This window comes from Ligilactobacillus pabuli (assembly GCF_022836475.1).
Classification (GTDB): domain Bacteria; phylum Bacillota; class Bacilli; order Lactobacillales; family Lactobacillaceae; genus Ligilactobacillus; species Ligilactobacillus pabuli.
The window spans coordinates 53855-72676 of the sequence record NZ_BQXH01000004.1; the positions used below are offsets into that span (position 1 = coordinate 53855).

The window sequence follows — 18822 nt, forward strand, 5'->3', positions numbered from 1 at the left end:
ATAAACTAACTTTTAATCAAATTAAAAATATTTTTTGGCTAACAAAGTCGTGATTTACTGCAGTTCTTAGCTGCTTTTACCAAAAGTTTCTGCACAAATTAAAAAATTGAACTTGCGTTCGGGAACGATTGTTCTATAATAGAACTTGTAGCTAAACAAACAAATGTTCAAGCTATTGAACATCATCGTTATTTTTTCTTAATTCGAGGAGGCAGCCTAATGAGCCGTATTTTTTCTACTAATTTCTTGACGACAATTACTTTTTACTTCCGTTACTTTATGCAACTTTGGAACGATTTTTTCGATCCGCGTCAGGTTTTAGAACAACCAACTATTACGCAGATGCCAGCTTTTCAAATTGAAGCCTTTACTAACCAAGTTGTGGATCAACGTTTACTAGTAACTGTCCAAATTCAAGTTGGCCAAAATATCGAAACGCTCACTGGACAGCTCTTTTCTGCCCAACGGCAAAAGAACGCCTATTTCATGACAATTCCACAAAACAAAAAATTAACCCGCATTATTTTTAAAAAACAAATTATTGCCATTGCTTTGAATAATTCGAATGGCACCTTAACGCGAGTTTCGCCCGCAGTTAAAACACCACTAACTCTCAGGAAAACATCCTAACAAAAAAAACAACGTTCACTCGCTAGGAGGACGTTGTTTTTTTGTAAGCTGAGGTGAAAAACTGAACCTAACCCCTGCTTATTTATTCTTAATTTAATACTGTTCTAAATATTGTTTTCTTTCCCATTGTGAAACATCTTGTCGGTAAGCATCCCATTCGATCCGTTTCCCTTCCAAGAAGCTAGCTGCCAAATGTTCACCCATTGATGCTAAAATCACATCATCTTCCTTTAAAGCTTTTAAAGCATTATGCAAGGTTGATGGTAAATCAACGATTTCATTTTGCAGCCGTTCTTCTTCTGACATCACATAGATGTTGCGGTCAACTGGCTTAGGAGCTTCAATTTTATTTCTTAGTCCATCTAAGCCGGCTTCTAAGATTGCAGCGATTGCTAAGTATGGATTAGCGGTTGGATCAACACTCCGTAATTCTAATCGAGTTGAAACGCCACGAGCAATCGGCACCCGAACGAGTGGTGAGCGGTTATGGCCAGACCAAGCAACATAAACTGGTGCTTCATAGCCAGGAACTAATCGCTTATAAGAGTTAACAATTGGATTCGTAATTGCAGTAAAGTTCCGAGCATGTTTGAGCAAACCGCCTAAGAAGAACATTGCATTTTCCGAAAGTCCAGATTCAGTTTTTTCATCATAAAAGACATTCTCGTTGTTAGCAAATAATGACATATTGACATGCATCCCGGAACCGTTAATGCTTGATAATGGTTTTGGCATGAATGTGGCATGTAAACCATGCTTACGCGCCACCGTCCTAACGACCAGTTTGAACAACTGGATGTTATCAGCGGCATGCAAAGCATCCGCATATTTAAAGTCAACTTCATGCTGACCAGGAGCAACTTCATGGTGAGAAGCTTCTACGTCAAAACCAAGACGTTCTAATTCTAAGACGATTTCACGTCGGCAGTTTTCACCCAAATCAACAGGTGCTAAGTCAAAATAACTACCTTGGTCATTCAGTTTCAAACTTGGTTCACCGGTGGTTGGATCAAGTTTGAATAAAAAGAATTCAGGTTCAGTCCCGATATTAAAGTCGGTAAAGCCCAATTCCTTCATTTCATCTAACACACGGATCAAATTATTACGTGGGTCGCCCATAAATGGTGTCCGGTCTGCATTATAAACTTCACAAACTACCCCAGCGATTTTTCCATGTTCACTTCCCCAAGGGAAAATTGTCCAAGTTGACAAATCTGGATAAAGCCACATATCACTTTCTTCGATTCGAACAAAGCCGTCGATGGAAGAACCATCGAACATTAACTTATTATCCAACAGTTTTTCTAACTGGCTCACTGGTACTTCCACGTTCTTAATAGTGCCGTATAAGTCAGTAAACATTAGCCGTAAAAATTGTACATTTTCATCTTTAACGATTCTTCGAACATCATCTTTGCTATAAGCTGGTTTTGTCATTTACTTGCTCCTTTACTGATTAACTCACAATTCTTGATTACGGACAGACAATCTGGTCGTGCCATCAGACAACCCCCCAACAGCTTTAAACTCTTCCCGCAAAATCCGACGAACATCAGCATCGGTTAATGGCTGTTGCTGACGCTTGTTTTTTGCGGACTCTTCTTTTTGCTGTTGCTGTTCATAGAGCTGCCGAATTCCGGCCATGTTGATTCCTTCACCTAAATAGTCCTTAATTTCCAGCAACTGATCAATATCGTTTAACGAATACATCCGTCGGTTGCCTTCATTCCGTTCTGGAATCACTAATCCTTGTTGCTCATAGTATCTGATTTGTCGTGCAGATAAATCAGTCAGTTTCATGACCGTTCCGATCGGTAAAACTGAAAGTGAGCGTCGTAACTCTTTTTCTTTCATCACGATCCCCCTCAAAACTACGTACTAATATTAGCAAGTAGTCCAAAACTTGTCAATAGCTAATGTTACATTTTCTAACATCATTCAAAAAATGTTGTTAGAGTAATGCTTTTAACCCATTAAAACTACATTTTTTGGACTAATAAAAAAGTATACCAACTTTAAAATTACCTACTTAACCAACCAGGAAGCAATCAATTGTTTGATTTGTTCTTGTTGATCAGGGTCACTAACGATGTCAAACCAATTGACCTCCATCCGGTTTCTAAACCACGTTAACTGTCGTTTGGCATAATGACGTGAATTAATTTTAATTCGTTCCACGCAATCAGCTAACGGTGCAGTTCCTGCAAAATAAGGATACAACTCTTTATAGCCAATTCCTTTTCCGGCAGCTAGTTTTGTCCCACCTGCTTGATATAGTTGACGTGCTTCATCCACCAAGCCAGCTTTAACCATCAGATCAACTCGTTGGTTGATTCGTTGATAAAGGACTTGACGTTCTGTATTTAAACCAATGATCAGCGGATCATAATCTCCTGAAGCAGAATCAGCTTGTGCAGAAAATAATTGACCGCTGACCTGGCAAACCTCCAACGCACGAACTACTCGCCGTACATTGTTCACCGGAATTTTTTGCGCTGCTTGCGGATCAAGTTGAGCCAAACGATCCCACAATGCTTGTTTACCCTCTTTAGCCGCAAATGCTTCTAAATCAGCTCTAACTTGCTCATCAGTAAATTGAGCCGTCGCACCTAATCCAAAATTATCCAACAGTGCTTGGACATACAGTCCAGTTCCACCGACGATTAAAGGTAATTTCTGTTGTGCACCAATTTCAGCCAACTTAGTTTGACTCATTGAAACAAAATCCGCCACTGTAAATTGTTGATCTGGACGTAAAATATCAATTAAGTAGTGCGGAATTCCATCCATTTCAGTGGGTGTGACTTTGGCCGTACCAATATCTAGGCCCTGATAGACTTGCATGGAATCGCCGGAAATCACCTCACCATTAAATTCATGTGCTAACTTGATCGATAGCGCAGTTTTACCCACCGCTGTTGGTCCAACGATCACTAAAACCTTTTGTGCCATCTGTTCCACTCCTTTTACCATTAATCTCTACAAAAAAAGAAATGAGTTTCAAACGACCGAACTCATTTCTTTCGTTAAATTTGCTTAGGCTTTTTTGGTGCCTTTAGTCTTGCCATCCCATTTGTCCAAGCCAGACTTTAAGATATAGATATCTGTATACCCATTTTTGTGCAGCTTAGAAGCCATCCGAGGTGCGACTGTTTTAGTATCATCATACAAATAAATCGGCATGTCCTTACGTAAACTGTCCTTATACAATTTGAACTGTGAAAAAGGCATGTTGCGGGCACCTAAAATATGTTTCTTTTTAAAATCATTGGCTTCACGTACGTCAATGATCTGTGCCTTATGCATTCCTTCTTTAAAATCATCGTTCTTTAAAATAGTGGCATATTTTTTACCCATAAAGTATGTGTAAAATTGTCCACCAAATAACCAGACCAAAATTAAGACCAATACAACATCGATCCAAAACATTACTCCTAAATCTCCTAAAACAAACACAGTCAATTCTCCTCTCACTCAGTTACCAACATAATTTTTTATTTAAATTGTAAAGCTAGTGATGCAGCTCCATATAGGCCAGCATCATTCCCCAATTCAGCCAACTTCAAGTGGGTTGAAGTTCTGACAGTTGGGAACGCAAATTTGTTAAAGTTCTCTTCAACTTTGCTTAATAAGATCTCACCCGCAGCAGAAACACCGCCGCCAATGACGATAAACTCTGGGTTAGTGATCGCAGCTAAATTAGCACAAGCATAACCTAGGTAGTAGCAAACTTCGTCAACGACCTTCAATGCCAAGACATCATCTTTTTTAGCCAGGTCAAAGACATCTTTGGAACTAATTTCTTCGCCGTTATCCAAAGCTGTTTTCAACTGGGATTCACCAGCAAATTCTTCTGCCAAATCACGTGCGATCCGTACTACTCCAGTCGCTGAAGTATAAGTTTCTAGACAGCCATGACCGCCACAGGTACAAAGATAGCCATTTGGCTGCACATTAATATGGCCGATTTCCCCCGCAGCACCTTGACCATGCAACAATTCACCATTGGAAATGACACCACCGCCAACTCCTGTCCCGAGGGTCACAAAGACCACTTCGTCTGAGTTGTTACCAGCGCCCTTCCACCGTTCACCTAGAGCGGCGACATTGGCATCATTGTCTACGGCAAATTTGATTCCTGTCCCAGCTTGAATTTCGTCCTTAATATTTTGAACGGTCTTCCAATTTAAGTTGTATGCCCCAACTACTGTTCCGGCTTCAAGATCAACAGTCCCGGGAGTTCCCATCCCGATCCCGATAAACTGACTTTGATCCATCTTGTATAATGCAAGATGGTGATTGATCGACGCAATAATATCTGGAACGATATGCGAACCTTCATCCATGATATTAGTTTCTACGCTCCATTTTTGCTGAATTTCACCACTAGAAGTTAAGATCCCAAACTTAATAGTTGTGCCACCCAAATCGATTCCAATCAACTTTTTTTCCATCAGCTTGTTCCTCCTGCTACTTATTATTTTTTTCTTGCTCGCGGCGCTCTTCAATTCGATGTTCGCGATCTAAAACTAATTTAGCTTTGGCAAAACTAGCCTGATCGATCACGCCTGATTCATGTAAATGGTCAATTTCTAATGCCATTAGTTCAATATCCCACAAGCGTTTGCCCACATAAACAAAAACACCAAATTTTTTTAGCAACTGCTGCACATCATAGAGAGTCTTCAAAAGAATCACCTTCCTTATTATAGCCGAAATTATCAGTGTTGAAAACCAACTACGGTCAGTAATCCAAAGATAATTAATAATGCACAGCCTGCCAGTACTTTTTTATTGACTGGCACTCTGCCAATATTAGGAACACCAATGACGTACGCTGCCAAGAAACCAGCCAATAAACCGCCAATGTGTCCAGCTATATCAATTCCTCTCAGCCCTAGTCCCAGGTTCAAAATTACTAATAACAAGAATTGTTTCGCAGTTGCTCTAATATACGGATTATCCCGAAAAGACTCACCTAACATTAAAAAAGCACCAAATAAACCAAAAATCGATGTAGAGGCGCCTGCCGAAATTCCCGGACTAAAAGCAAAACTAGCGATATTACCACCTAGTCCGCTTAATAGATATAAAGTCACGAAGCGCCATTTGCCAAATAAAGTTTCGATCTGCAGACCAATAAAGTATAAAGTCACCATATTTAAGACCAAATGTTCCAAGCCAATATGGATAAACATCGGATTAAATAAGCGCCACCACTGGCCTTGTGCAATCAAAAAATTAACTTTGGCCCCAAAAGCAAGTAAAACGCCAGTATTTTGGCTGCCTCCCGCAACCGTCATTAACAAATAGACACTAATATTAATGATCAACAAGATATAGGTTGCCGTAGGTCGCTTACGCATCTGACTCACCGCCTTCAACCGAGATCCAACCCGTAGTTGTCACGATATTTGGAATTTGTTGATCTGTTTTTTCCGTTTCCCAGGAAAGCTCAGAATAAAATCGCGCTGGTTCAGCGCAACTCAAGACTGCTCCAGTATATTGGTTTAAGAAACGGTCATAAAAGCCACCGCCAAAACCCAGCCGAGCCCCACTAGCACTAAAAGCCAAACCAGGTACAATTAATAGATCAATCTGGTCCGCTGAAATGCTCGGTGCCGCTTCAGTCGGCTCAAATACGCCAAACTTGGAACGTTTCACTGGCGTAGCCGGATCAAACATCCGAAAATCCAGTTGGCGTCCTGGTAAAGAGCGTGGAATTACAACTGTCTTCTTGCAAGCAAGTGCGGCGGCAATTAATGGCTTAGTGTCAAACTCAACTGCTTCGCTAAAAGTTAGTCCAATTGTATGTGCCTGCCGATATAAAGCTGAGTCCAAAACTTGCTGAGTAATAGCTAACTCTGCGGCAGTTTTGGTCCAGTGCTGTGTTGAAGCAGATATTTTTTTTAGCTGTTTTTGGCGCATTTCTTGCTTAGAAAGCATCAAAAAACCCCTTTTTTGTATGAAAAAAAACAACAGGAACTATTCCTGTTGTTATTTTGTTTCGCGATGTAATGTAACTTTGTGATCACGTGGGCAATATTTCTTAAGCTCTAAGCGATCTGGATTATTACGTTTGTTTTTGCTTGACAAGTATGTCCGTTCATGACATTCTGTGCATTCTAAAGTAATGTGTACACGCATTTTGTTTGACCCTCCAAACTAACTGATCGTATTCAAAAGACAGTTGCCTGCCTTTAACGTTAATATAATACCATTTTTTATTTATGATTGCCAGTATTTTTTTATTTTTTGTTAAGTACTTTTCCTTGACAGCTAAGTTACTAGCTAAAAATGCTGACCTACCTGAGAAAAAGCCAGTATTTCACGATAGTTATTGCACAATAAACTGAACTTAAGGTTTTCTTAATAATCTTTTGATTGACCATCATTTTAGTCATCGAGCTTTATCCATGCTAATTTATCTAACTTAAAGTTTGTGAAACCCTTTACATTTTAAATCAATGTTGTAGAATATAGTCATAATTTTAAGAAAGAAAGTGACTGTATTGAGTAAGTTAAATTATCAAGCAGATTTTGGAGATTTTGATGTCTATGTCGATGAAGATCGGGCCTATGCCTTAAAGAAGTATCATCCCGAAGTTGCCGCAGTTAGTGAAGAATATACCTTGACTGGGCAAGACATGAAGACTCTCTTATTTGAATGTCAAAAAATTAATGATACAACTGATTCTGCTGAAAAAGAAGACCATCGCTCCTTTATCGAACGTGAAATTCTAGTTTAGCAATTTGTAACCGGTTGCGCAATCGGTTACTAAAACTACCCTTAAAATCCCAAAATTTTATCGTTATCCTGAGTCTGCCATCCTGATGGCAGACTCTTTTATGTCCCGGAAGTTCGTTTGCCTAAGATTACCTTTAAGCCTAATACTAGCTAATGAAATTCAAAATCAACTATGGTATTCTGGATTAGTTACCGTTGATCTGCTTGACCGACTTTAAACGGATTATTTTAGATTAGAAGGTTTTTTAATGAAGATTAAACTAAAAACATACTTAAAACAGCACGCTGCCCTCTCCCTCAGCTTCTGGCTGCCAGTTTTGCTGATGCTTGGCTATTTTGTTTACCGCAAAATGTATCCTTTTGGGGGCGAAACTTTATTAACCGTTGATCTAGGTCAACAGTATGTTGATTTTTTTGCTTTCTTGCGCCAAACCCTACTCCATGACCCGACCAACTTCTTTTATACCTTTAATAAAGCAATTGGCGGTGAAATGCTAGGGGAATTTTCTTACTATCTTTTAAGTCCCTTTAACTTAATCTTTCTTTTCTTCCCTGGCAAATCGATCACTGCTGGAGTTATGTTAGTCACCTTATTAAAGTACGGCCTAGCTGGTTATACTTTTGCTCGCCTGTTACACCAACAGCGTATACTGTCTGACAAAGTTTTACCGCTCTTTGCGACCAGCTATTCTTTAATGGGCTGGATGATCGCCAATCAGCTCAATTTACTTTGGTTAGATGCAGTGGTTTTTTTACCTTTGATCATTAATGGCTTATTAAACCTACTCAAAAAGAAACACGGCTTAGCCTATTCTTTTTGGCTCGCATTGATCATGATCTCTAACTATTATATGGGTTACATGATCGCTATCTTTTTAATCCTGTTCTTTATTTGGCATGAAACTGACCAGTTTGCCTCATTTAAACAGTTTGGTAAAAACGTCTGGTTATTCATCAGCCGGTCGTTGCTGGCTGCCGGGTTAGCTTGCCTCGTTTTGTTACCAACACTAACCAGCTTACAAACTAGCAAAGGCGAATACACTACAACCATGATCCACGCTAAAATTGAATATCCGCCTTTACAAATGGTTACAAAATTACTGTTAGGGGCGTTCAATTTTAAACAAATGCCGTCTGGTTTGCCCAATATTTTTGTTGGTTCACTAGCTTTATGCGGCTTTTTACTGTACTTCTTTAACGGTCAAATCAAACGCCGGAGTCGAATCAGTGCCGGCATAGTCACTGCTTTCTTGCTCCTATCATTGTGCTTTGAACCCTTAGACTTATTCTGGCATGGGATGCAATTTCCAGTCTGGTATCCCTACCGGTTTTCCTTTGTTGTTTGTTTCTGGTTGATTTACCTAGCCGCCCTAAACTACCGGCACGGTTTTAGTACAACTGCTCTCAAAGTTGTCCTCCTAACCGCCGTTGAAGGTGGAATTATTTATTATTCCTGGAAGCACATGCAGAAATTGACCTTTATTTCCAAGGAAACGTTGACTTGCTCAGTCCTTTTCACGGCTGCAACTTTGGTCTTATTGTTGATCGATCCTGGGACTAACAAAACCAGTCAAAAACAAAAATTAGCCTTGTTGTTCCTGCTTGTACCTGCAGAGATGTTAACCAACGCAGCTTTATCATTAAATAATATTTCTTATTTAAGTCAAAAAGAATATAGTCACCCAACAGCGGCACTAGCACAAGACAGCCAGGCTGTCCATCAGATCGACCCTGGCTTTTATCGGACTGGTCAAACTTATTCACGGACTAAAAATGACGGCTTGGCGCACAATTTAAACACCGGTTCCTACTTTAGTTCTGCACTAGAAAAAACAATTCCCGATTTTTATGGGCAAATTGGTAATCCTGATGGTGATAATTACGTCACCTATTCCAACGGGACTTTGATCACCGACTCTTTACTAGGTATGAAGTATTTTATGTCTCCTAAAGATAGTAGTGAGATCTTACAGCCTAAATTACAAAACCAGGCCTTAACACCGTTAACGATCAAACCAGAATTGACAAGTGACCCGTTGAGGAAAGATTTACCCTTAACGCGCATTTACCAAAACCCTTGGGCAACCACAGTCGGTTACAGTGCTAACTCGCTTTTAAAAAATAGTAAATTTGGCTTTAATGATCCGGTCGGCTACCAAACAACCTGGTTAAACGATGCGACTGGCACCTGGTCGACAACTAAATATTTTCATGCGCAAAATTTTAATGAAGTGGTCTTTCAAAATACCAATCGAACCGTGAACCTAACTGGGGCGATGTTAAAAAAGAAGAAGTCCAAAGCGATGGCACAAGTGATTTTCAAATTCACACCAAAAACGAACGACCCCTACTACCTGACTTTTGGTCCAGGCATGGAAGAAGCTAAGGTAGAAACGTTCACTGGCAGTCATCCTCTATATCACTATGGGACCTTTAGACATACCGTGATTTTAAATGTCGCCGACCATTCTAAAGATAACGAGGTCACCTTGACCGCCAGATTTAAGAAGAATTCCCTCTTTTTAGATAATTTCGTTTTGTATCGCTTAGACCGGAAATTAGCGACTCAAAAGCTGCACCAGTTGCAGCAACATTCCTGGCAAGTCAAAAAAGTTAATAATCGTCATCTAACAGGTAAGATCAATGTCAATGGACCAAACCAGATCTTTGCCACGACCATTCCATATTCCAAAGGATGGAAAGTTAAAATCGACGGAGAAACAGTTCCAACCTTCAAACTGCAAAACACTTTTGTGGGTGCCGATATTACCAATGGGACTCACACCGTGACCATGAAGTTTACTCCGCCCGGTTTCTATGTGGGACTTATTATCTCCATCTTTTCACTTACTACGCTTGTACTGTTAGAGGCTAAATTCCGGCAGCACCGCCATCATTAATCAATAAAAGCTTCAGACATCAAATCAGACGTCTGGAGCTTTTATTTTGCGGGTCTCAGCTGTTAGAGAGCAACAACCTGACTAGTATCGACTAAGTAAATATACTTCTCAATTTCCGTCCCTGGTCCTAAGATGCTTTCCAGTGCCAAAGCATAGAGATTTAACTGTCCCCGGTACTTTTCTGCTACCTGGGCGGCACCCCCGGCGGGAACATGGTCAGTTTTATAATCAAATAAGACTGTCGTTTGCTCGTCAGTTGTAAAATATCCATCGATGATCCCGTGAATCAGGACTGGATATTCTGTTTGGCTCGTCGTTGATCCAAATAGTTTACCTGCTGGATATAGCATAGCGACTGGTGCTTCCCGGTGTAACTGGTGTCGATTGTGGAGAATTTTTTGTCCAAGTTCTGACTCATACAGCCCCACGACCCCAGCGACATTGATTTTGTCTGCCAATGACTGACTCAATAGCTCTTGGGCGCACAAATCATCGATCACACTTTGAACAACAGCTAAGGTCACTGGCGCATCTAACGGCAATTTTTGGAAGACCAGATGCGTCGCAGTCCCAATTTGTGCGGGAGTCACATTCTCTTCTTCCAACATAAACAACGGACGCTCAAAACCATGCTGCAAGTAGGTTGCCTGCTGCACTTCTTTCTTAGCTCGTTGAGCCTGGTCTAACTGATCAATGTCCATTTGCCCCATTAAATCATTATCAGGGTCTTCAAACAAACGCTTGATATCCGTCACAGACTGATAGGCCGTTGTCAGTGTTAACTGCGTATTTGGATACTTAAATTCCAACAACTGCGCATATTTCGGAGGTAATTGACCGCCTTGTGCTTGCCGTTCCAACCACTCTGCCGCCTTTTTAGTTTCTTGTTCTTGGGTCGGCTTAATTTCATATTCGACTCGTGCCTGGTCCCAAAACTCAATTTTAAACTGAGCTGCGCTATTTTTAATAGCAGCCGGTGCACTTGCTTGAAGTGTCTCGATCGTTTCCACTAAATCTGACGCATCATTATCTTCATCATCAGCTAAAAATTCTAGTCCTTCTTGAGTGAATGGACTATTCTTTTCATCCAAACAATAGCGATGAATATTGGCCGCAGTAAATTCCTGAGACCGAAGCAAGGATGCTCCGACCCAATCTAAATAGTTAGCGCCCGTTTTTTTCCGCTGAGCATCACTCAAGGTCGTCCGGTCCGCATCTACTAACTTGACCCAATTTTCCAGTGCTGTCGCGGCGTCTTTACTTTCACCCACTAAATAAATCTTTTGTTCCGCCCGAGTCAAAGCAACATATAATTTCCGCATTTCTTCGGCAATGGCCTTTTGCTGGGCTTTTTCTTTGATCGCCGTTTTGACCGGAGTTGGCGTCTTCACTTGGATCTGCCGTCCATCTTCCGTCACTGTCTGGACATAATCGATCCCCATCCCTAGCTGGGCATCTAAGACGTATGCATTAGACAAAGAACGTAGATTAAATCGTTTATGCGTATTGATCAAGAAAACAACCGGATATTCTAAGCCTTTACTCTTATGGATCGTCATAAAGGACACGGCATTATTGCCATCTTGCACGTTCATTTCAGCCAAATCATGGTCTTCTTCCTGCATTTTTTTGATGAAACGGACAAACTGAAAAATTCCCTTATAGCTCATTTGTTCATAGTCGGCTGCCCGTTCATACAGAGCGTGTAAGTTTGCTTGCCGTTGTTTCCCACCAGGCATTCCACCAGCATAATCGAGAAAACCGGTTCGTGAATAAATCGACCAAATTAAAGTTGGTAAATCATTCCGCCGACCACGGACCCGGAAACTCGTTAAATCATTCAAGAAATGTTCCACTTTTTCAAATAAGCTTTGTTCATCGGCAGTAACTTCTTGGTCTTTTTCCTTCTTCTGGTTAATTTGGTAATGATAATCAGTCAAAGTTGCGTAAAAGTCACCGTGTTTGAGGTTGATTCGCAATTGTGCCAGTTGATTTTCATCAAACTGATACAACGGTGAGCGTAAAACAGCCACCAATGGAATATCTTGGTGCGGGTTATCGATCACTTGCAATAAGCCCATCATGATTTGAATTTCGATCGTCTTAAAGTAATTATTCGTATTATCGACATTGACCGGGATCTCGAGGTTTTTAAACTCCTCTGCAATCAATAAACTATCCCCATGAGTCGAGGCTAAAATTGCAATATCTTTGTAGTCTAAGTCCCGCATCTGACCTAAATCGCGGTCAAAGATCTGTTTGTGCTCTTCTTTGAGCTGTTTGATCTTATGAGCCACTAAATAGATCTGTCCTTGTTCTTTACTATCAATTTCAAAACTTAGCTCATTTTCAGTTTCATCGGTGTCTTCTTTTTCCTTAGATTCATATACCAAGACATCGGTTGATAAATGGGCAGTTTCTGCAGGATAACTTAAATTACCAGCCTTTAAACTGGCATTTTCATCATAAGAGATCTCCCCGATTTTTTCATCCATGACCTGACTAAAAATCAAGTTCGTTAAATCAGCCACGTTTTCGACTGACCGGAAGTTTTCTGCCAAAATAATTTTTTCGCCCGGTTGGTCCGCTGGCAATTCACCAGTTTCAGCTTCCGCAAAATCATGATATTTACGGTTAAACAATGCCGGGTCAGCCTGCCGGAAACGATAAATTGACTGTTTAACGTCACCCACCATAAACATATTACCCTGTTCAGGATTCTTGATGGTCGTTAATAAAGCCTCTTGAACGCCATTGGTATCCTGGTATTCATCGACCATGATCTCACTATAACGTTCTTGTAAAATTCCTCTGATCTGTTGACTTTCAGGAGTCTCTGAAGCCACGATCTGTAAAGCATAGTGTTCCAAATCATTAAAGTCTAACAAGTGCCGTTTAGCTTTTTCTTGGTGGTATTCCTCACGAAAAGCCACCACGATCTCGCCAAATTTCACCAGCAGCTTTTCAGAATCATTCATCAGTGCTACTAACTGCTCATTCGTTAGTGCGAAGTTTTCCGGAATAAAGTGCTCTAATTGCTTTTTAGCTGCTTCCTGATAGGCTTTCATTTGGTCATTTAAAGCTCGGGCATGATCAGTGTTTAAATCCCCCGGACTTTTTTGACTTCTAGGCTTAGCCAAGGCTGGCCGCCCAGCAAGTTTGAAACCTCCCACCATTTCTTTAATGGCCGAATAGTTATCGCCGTGCAAAATGAGTGCACGTAAGTCCTGCAGGGTTTGTAATTCAGTCTTTTGTATCTGAGCCTTTTCAGCATAGTTTGCCAAATGGTCCTTTTTCTTCTTGGCATAGCCAGTGAGGTCTTCGGAGACTTCATTTTCCCAGTACTCCTCGATTTCTGGCCGCAACTGCTCGGAATACAGTTCATTTCTGCGCTCTAAGTTAGTGACGATCTCGTCTAATTGAACGGTAAGCATTTCTTTCAGCGAACTTTGCCAAATCACGCTAGTCGTAAAATCTTGTCCTGGTTCAACCGCATAAGAGCGGCTCAGCTGTAAGAGCCAAGTTGTTGGATCACTGGTAGCACTAGCAAATTCGTCCGCTCGTAAGACCAACTCAGAAAAATTAGCATCATCACGATCTTTCGCAAAAATTTGTAAGAGTTTTTCAAATAATTGCGCGTCAGCACGCTGCTGATCAGTCAATGAATTATCAGTTTGATAAGAATCCTCTAGTTGCTGATAATAACGTTCCCGCACAGTATCCCAGGCGTCATCCCGCAACAAAGTCCGTTCGGTATCGTCGGAAACTAGCCGAAAATCGGGTTCGATGTCACAAGTATAATAATATTTCTGGATCAAATGCAGACAAAAGGCGTGAATCGTACTAATATCTGCTACATTGACCGCCAATAATTGTTGTCGCAGCCAACTCATTTCTGATTGACTCTCCGGTTGATTTTCTTCAACCAGCTGAGCTAATTTTTGTTGCAGCTGCTTAGCCAACCGGTCACGCATTTCTTTAGCAGCGGCTTCGGTAAAGGTCACGATCAACATCGACGAGAGGTCAACATGCTGCTCTACGACCTGCTTTAAAACTCGTTCAATTAAAACCTTAGTTTTACCTGAGCCTGCGGAGGCAGCAACTAAGACGTCATGTCCGCGATGGTTGATGGCTTTATACTGCCCCGGAGTCGGTTCAAAGCCGCTTTTCTTTTCAGTACTCACTTGTCAACGCTCCCTTCATTGAGCAGTTCATTGATTTTCTTCCAAATCTCAGCTTCAGTCAGTTTTGGAATTTGCCGGTAATTATTTTCCGCTAACAACGGATCAAACATCATGATTTCTTGGTAATCTGAATAATCCAAGCCGGTACTCATGTCAAGTCGATATGGTGCCAGATCGATCAGTCCAGAGAAGATCCCAGCGCGGGCTTCTTGCATTTTCAAATCATTGTAAGCCAACAGCTGGTTAATTTGATCTAAAGTCAATAAGAGACTCTTAGTTGAAGCTGCTTTAAGTTCATGCTTACTTTTCTGATACTTGATCGGATAATTACGGGAACTAGCTTTTTCACCATTTTGAACACCTGCTTCAACATCCGCATCCAAGGCTAACAAAAAGCCGTTTTCTTCCGCTGAGCTATCCTGACCTTTTCTAAAGATTCCCTTATACATAAAACTCTTATCAAATTTTTCTTCCAAATCTTGCCCATTTTTCAGCACTGGGTCAAACAAGTGCAAATAAGACGCACTGCCTAACTCTGGTTGCACATTAGCCGTCTTTAATTGTCCAGCCAAGGCCGGATAGTTCAATAATTTGGCCAACTCACCGCTATCCGCAGCCTGTTGCAAGGCCCGCAAGTAAGTTAACAACTGCAAGGACAAGCCGTTGAAGGTTCGTAACAAGAAATGGTCCATCTTACTTTCCGGATTCCCTGATTTATAGTCGACCACATTATAATATGGTTGACCATCGGCAGCTGCGACTATATCGATTCGGTCGATCCGGCCTCTGACCCGCATTTGATGTTGATCCTGCGGGTCACTAAAAGTTAACGCCGGCAAACCAGCCTGGTCGCCAAACATCGTTTCCGTTTTGACCGTAAAAATTTGGCGGTCTTGGCGTTGTCGAGCCACCGCGTGTGCTACTTGACTCGCTGTCCGATTTAATTGTCTACGGGTGTAGCGATAACGTGCGGTACTTGAAAAAATTTGACTGCCGACTTCTTCGTTAACTTGCTGAATCGTTTGTGCCATCAGCTGATCAAACTCACTACTGGTCAAGTTTGCCAAAGTTTGCCCCGCTTGCAGCACATTTTGAAAGAAATATTCTAAGATCGAATGGAAATATTGGCCAGTATCAGCAGGCTGCAATACAAATTCATCCCGTGGCCGCAACTTCAACCCGTACTGTAAGAAGTACTGGTAAGGATCTGCAAAAAATGTTTCTAACTTAGAAATTGAAGTGTTGATCTGCGTTCCATACAAAGCTGCCACGATTTCAGGAGCTAAGTATTTATGTCCATCTTCAGCCGGCTTGGCATTCGGTAAAATTTCGTTAGCGAAGCCTAGGCTCTGTAACAATCTTTGGGTCTCATCATGATAGTTAACACGCAAATATTGGTATAATCCGCGCCAAACTGCATGTAAGTCTGCCCCAGCACGGAAAGCATCTCGACTAACTGTGATCAATTCTCCCAAGGACGTTTGCTTGGTCCCAATTAAATCGTCGATTTGTTCCGCATCTGGCTCTAGCTGTTCCAAGAGACGGTTAGTTTTTAGGTCAAACGCCTTTTGGATCCGTTCAATGTATGGAGAAAGCTGTAATGCTTGTCCATCGTTGTCACTTAAAGGATAACTGAAAAAGATCCGTTTTTTAACGGACATAAAGGCTAAATAAGCCGCAAAAGGTTCCTCTGCCATTTGAACGGCGGAAGTGTCGCTTAAATACTTCGCAGTTTGCTCTGCGCCAGTTAGATCCGTTAACTCTTGCCGGTCGTGATCTGACAATAAGGCATGATTTTCAAAACTACGCGGTAAAACTGTGTCATTCAGGCCGATAAAGAATAATACTTGACGATTGGCCATTTGAACAACGCCGCTTTCAGAGAAAATCACTTGATCTAATGTTGACGGGACCTGGCTATACTGCGCATTTTCAAACCCGCTGGATAAAATTTGGATGAATTCATCTAAATTCAACGCTTCTGCTCCCAAAGCCGTCACGTACTCATCTAGTAAAGAACATAATGTATTCCAAACCTCTTCATGCCGGGAGACATTACTAATTGAACCCAGCAAACGGGTCGGATCAGATTCAAGATCAAGATCTTTCGCCGCACTCGCCTGCCAGCCCTGAAGTGTTTGCGGGACGCCGATCTTTTCCAAAAAGTTGATCAACTCTACCGCAAATTCTCGTCCATTTTTGACTTGACCAATTTTAGTAAAAAAGGTCTTTAACTGTCGGTAAACTTCTCGTCTAAGCTGATTGACCAAGCGATTATTGGGTAAATTTCGTTGACGCTGCTCGTGTTCTTCCTTAGATTCGTTAGGTTGTATCCCACAAGTTTGCACGATCCAGTCTTCTTTGTTTTTCCATGCAAATTCCGAGTAATAGCCATTTTGTAGGATACAATTTTCCATCAGATCCAGCGTATTTCTAAATGTTCCTAGTGACCAGTGAGCTTCTTTTAGCTCCGGTACATAAATTTCAGTCTTCAGTAACCGCATCATTGACCGGTAGGAATAATTTTCTTGTTTCACACTAAATAATGCCAAAACAAATTCCACTAATGGATGATTCAACATGGTCTTGTTTAAATCGGTAAAGACTGGGATCTCATATTCACTGAAGATATTTTCCAATAAATTTTGATATTTATCCTGCTGTGGTGCTAGGATCAAAAAATCATGGTAATGATAGCGACCAGAAAAAACCAGCTGTCTAATTTTGGCTGCCACATACCGGACTTCACGAACCCGGTCACTAACCTCAGTCAACAATAAACTACTCTTAGACTTTAACTGATAGGTTTTTGGGGGACCGAAGGACTGTGAATTTTGCCAAAACTGTTCCAGGCTCAACATGTCTGGTGTCACTCGTGATGTCTGTGCTCTTTGGTCATTTAGCAGATGCACATGGTTAGCACGGGCCATCTGGCTAAATTCATAGTAGATCTTGCCAGTTTGATAAAATAATTCACTAGTCTCCGGTTTAGCATCCAGATACGGGTGATCCAACACCAAACTCATTCTAACTTCAGCTGCTTTTTGCATTAAGACCGTAATAACTTCTTTTTCTTTAGCATTGAAATTCATAAAACCGTCCAACATAAAATAGGACTGACTTAAATTCGACTTTTCTAAGTAAGTGATCAACTCATCTAAGCTGTCAGCCGTATCCAGGTATTGCCCAGCAGTATATTTTTCAAATTCTCGGTACACCAAGACTAAATCATGTAAACGTGCACTTAGATCAGCCTGCTCACCGGTCGCTGCTTCCTGGAGATTTTGTGCATATTGCTCCAAATCATCGGGCATAAATCCGCCTAGTTTCAATTCAATGATCTGTTCCGCTAGCTTCTTACTAAAACCCGGACTATTTCTTTCACGGTTAAAAACATGCAAGTCCTGTTCATCAAGCTCATGCAAAATATGGGTCACGATCATCGCTAAGCCCGTCGCTGTTAATTTTGTTTTGGATAAAGACGGTTGCTCCTTTAAGAAGTACCACATTAAACGACTAAACGAAAAAGTTTGGACGTTAGCAGCAGCAAACATTTTTTCTGGCTGCCCTGTTTGCTGTCGCAAATAATCTAGTACTGTAACTTCCGATTCAAACTTAATATGGTCAGGTACAATATAAAAAATTTCTACGTTTGGCTGTTCTTGTTGCCAAGCTCGTAGTTGCTCCAAAACGATTGCTTGCCGGTCTGCACCTGCCGGTCCATAAATAAATCCCAAACTCACTGCTATTACCCCCCTTAATTTTTCCAAGCCTTTTAACAAAAAAGGACCCGGATGTCCTAAAGACAAACGAATCCTGTAAGCTTTCATTAATACTTCATTAAGCTTAAAATATCATAATCCTTGATTTTTTCGCGACCATTTAAGTCAGCTAATTCGATCAAGAATGCACAACCAACAACTTCGCCGCCTAATTGTTCAACTAAGTCAATCGTTGCACCAATTGTTCCGCCGGTTGCTAGTAAGTCATCAACGACCAAGACTTTTTGGCCAGGCAAAACCGCATCTTCATGCATATAAAGAGAGGAAGTACCATATTCAAGTGAATAAGATGCTTCAACTGTTTTACGGGGAAGTTTTCCCTTCTTACGAGCAGGTGCAAAACCTACTCCCAAATCATAGGCAACCGGACATCCAACGATAAAGCCCCGGGCTTCAGGTCCAACGATCATTTGTACACCTTTGTCTTTAGCAAATTGCACGATCTGATCAGTTGCTTGATGGTATGCTTCACCGTCGGCCATCAAAGGTGAAATATCACGGAAAACTACACCTTCAGTTGGATAATCTGGAATGCTTGCAATATAGTTATTTAAGTCTAAAGCCATTAAACCTTCTCC

Annotated in this window: 15 protein-coding genes; 3 read left to right on the forward strand and 12 right to left on the reverse strand. The window is 41.1% G+C overall.

Annotated elements, in window-relative coordinates:
- Positions 1–219: 219 nt before the first annotated feature.
- A complete protein-coding gene (locus LPAF129_RS03030; RefSeq protein WP_244054684.1) occupies positions 220–630 on the forward strand; it encodes a hypothetical protein in 411 nt (136 codons plus the stop codon).
- 93 nt (positions 631–723) lie between these two features.
- Here the strand turns inward: LPAF129_RS03030 and glnA are convergent, their stop codons facing one another.
- The 9 genes from glnA to rpmG all read right to left on the reverse strand — a co-directional run bounded on the left by glnA (position 724) and on the right by rpmG (position 6777).
- Positions 724–2067, reverse strand: a complete 1344-nt coding sequence (gene glnA / locus LPAF129_RS03035; protein ID WP_244054685.1) for a type I glutamate--ammonia ligase — start codon at positions 2065–2067, stop codon at positions 724–726.
- A 24-nt stretch (positions 2068–2091) separates the two neighbouring features.
- Positions 2092–2484 carry a MerR family transcriptional regulator gene (locus tag LPAF129_RS03040; protein WP_244054686.1) on the reverse strand — a complete coding sequence of 131 codons (393 nt, stop codon included), beginning with the start codon at positions 2482–2484 and terminating at the stop codon, positions 2092–2094.
- Between the two features lie 171 nt (positions 2485–2655).
- Positions 2656–3582 (reverse strand): tRNA (adenosine(37)-N6)-dimethylallyltransferase MiaA, encoded by a 927-nt coding sequence (gene miaA, locus LPAF129_RS03045; RefSeq protein WP_244054687.1) that lies wholly within the window; start codon positions 3580–3582, stop codon positions 2656–2658.
- An 84-nt stretch (positions 3583–3666) separates the two neighbouring features.
- Positions 3667–4086: a rhodanese-like domain-containing protein gene (locus LPAF129_RS03050; protein WP_244054688.1), complete on the reverse strand. Its 420-nt coding sequence runs from the start codon at positions 4084–4086 to the stop codon at positions 3667–3669.
- A gap of 38 nt (positions 4087–4124) precedes the next feature.
- On the reverse strand, positions 4125–5084 hold the full coding sequence (locus tag LPAF129_RS03055) for an ROK family glucokinase (protein ID WP_244054689.1): 960 nt from the start codon (positions 5082–5084) through the stop codon (positions 4125–4127).
- 16 nt (positions 5085–5100) lie between these two features.
- Complete coding sequence (locus LPAF129_RS03060) at positions 5101–5319, reverse strand: YqgQ family protein (RefSeq protein ID WP_244054690.1); 219 nt, start codon at positions 5317–5319, stop codon at positions 5101–5103.
- Between the two features lie 32 nt (positions 5320–5351).
- Complete coding sequence (locus tag LPAF129_RS03065) at positions 5352–5996, reverse strand: rhomboid family intramembrane serine protease (RefSeq protein ID WP_244054691.1); 645 nt, start codon at positions 5994–5996, stop codon at positions 5352–5354.
- A complete protein-coding gene (locus LPAF129_RS03070) occupies positions 5989–6576 on the reverse strand; it encodes a 5-formyltetrahydrofolate cyclo-ligase (RefSeq protein ID WP_244054692.1) in 588 nt (195 codons plus the stop codon). The genes LPAF129_RS03065 and LPAF129_RS03070 overlap by 8 nt, the downstream gene beginning before the upstream one ends.
- Before the next feature lie 51 nt (positions 6577–6627).
- Entirely contained in the window at positions 6628–6777 is a 150-nt protein-coding gene (rpmG, locus tag LPAF129_RS03075; protein WP_010496280.1) for a 50S ribosomal protein L33, read from the reverse strand.
- Between the two features lie 356 nt (positions 6778–7133).
- On the opposite strand from rpmG, the gene LPAF129_RS03080 reads away from it, so the two are divergent.
- Together LPAF129_RS03080 and LPAF129_RS03085 are read left to right on the forward strand one after the other, a co-directional pair.
- A complete protein-coding gene (locus LPAF129_RS03080; RefSeq protein WP_244054693.1) occupies positions 7134–7379 on the forward strand; it encodes a hypothetical protein in 246 nt (81 codons plus the stop codon).
- A 247-nt stretch (positions 7380–7626) separates the two neighbouring features.
- A complete protein-coding gene (locus LPAF129_RS03085; protein WP_244054694.1) occupies positions 7627–10278 on the forward strand; it encodes a YfhO family protein in 2652 nt (883 codons plus the stop codon).
- 62 nt (positions 10279–10340) lie between these two features.
- On the opposite strand, the gene addA is transcribed toward LPAF129_RS03085, so the two are convergent.
- The 3 genes from addA to LPAF129_RS03100 all read right to left on the reverse strand — a co-directional run bounded on the left by addA (position 10341) and on the right by LPAF129_RS03100 (position 18810).
- Complete coding sequence (addA, locus tag LPAF129_RS03090) at positions 10341–14462, reverse strand: helicase-exonuclease AddAB subunit AddA (protein WP_244054695.1); 4122 nt, start codon at positions 14460–14462, stop codon at positions 10341–10343.
- A complete protein-coding gene (locus LPAF129_RS03095; protein WP_244054696.1) occupies positions 14459–18205 on the reverse strand; it encodes a PD-(D/E)XK nuclease family protein in 3747 nt (1248 codons plus the stop codon). The genes addA and LPAF129_RS03095 overlap by 4 nt, the downstream gene beginning before the upstream one ends.
- Before the next feature lie 86 nt (positions 18206–18291).
- On the reverse strand, positions 18292–18810 hold the full coding sequence (locus tag LPAF129_RS03100; protein WP_244054697.1) for an adenine phosphoribosyltransferase: 519 nt from the start codon (positions 18808–18810) through the stop codon (positions 18292–18294).
- Between the last annotated feature and the right edge of the window lie 12 nt (positions 18811–18822).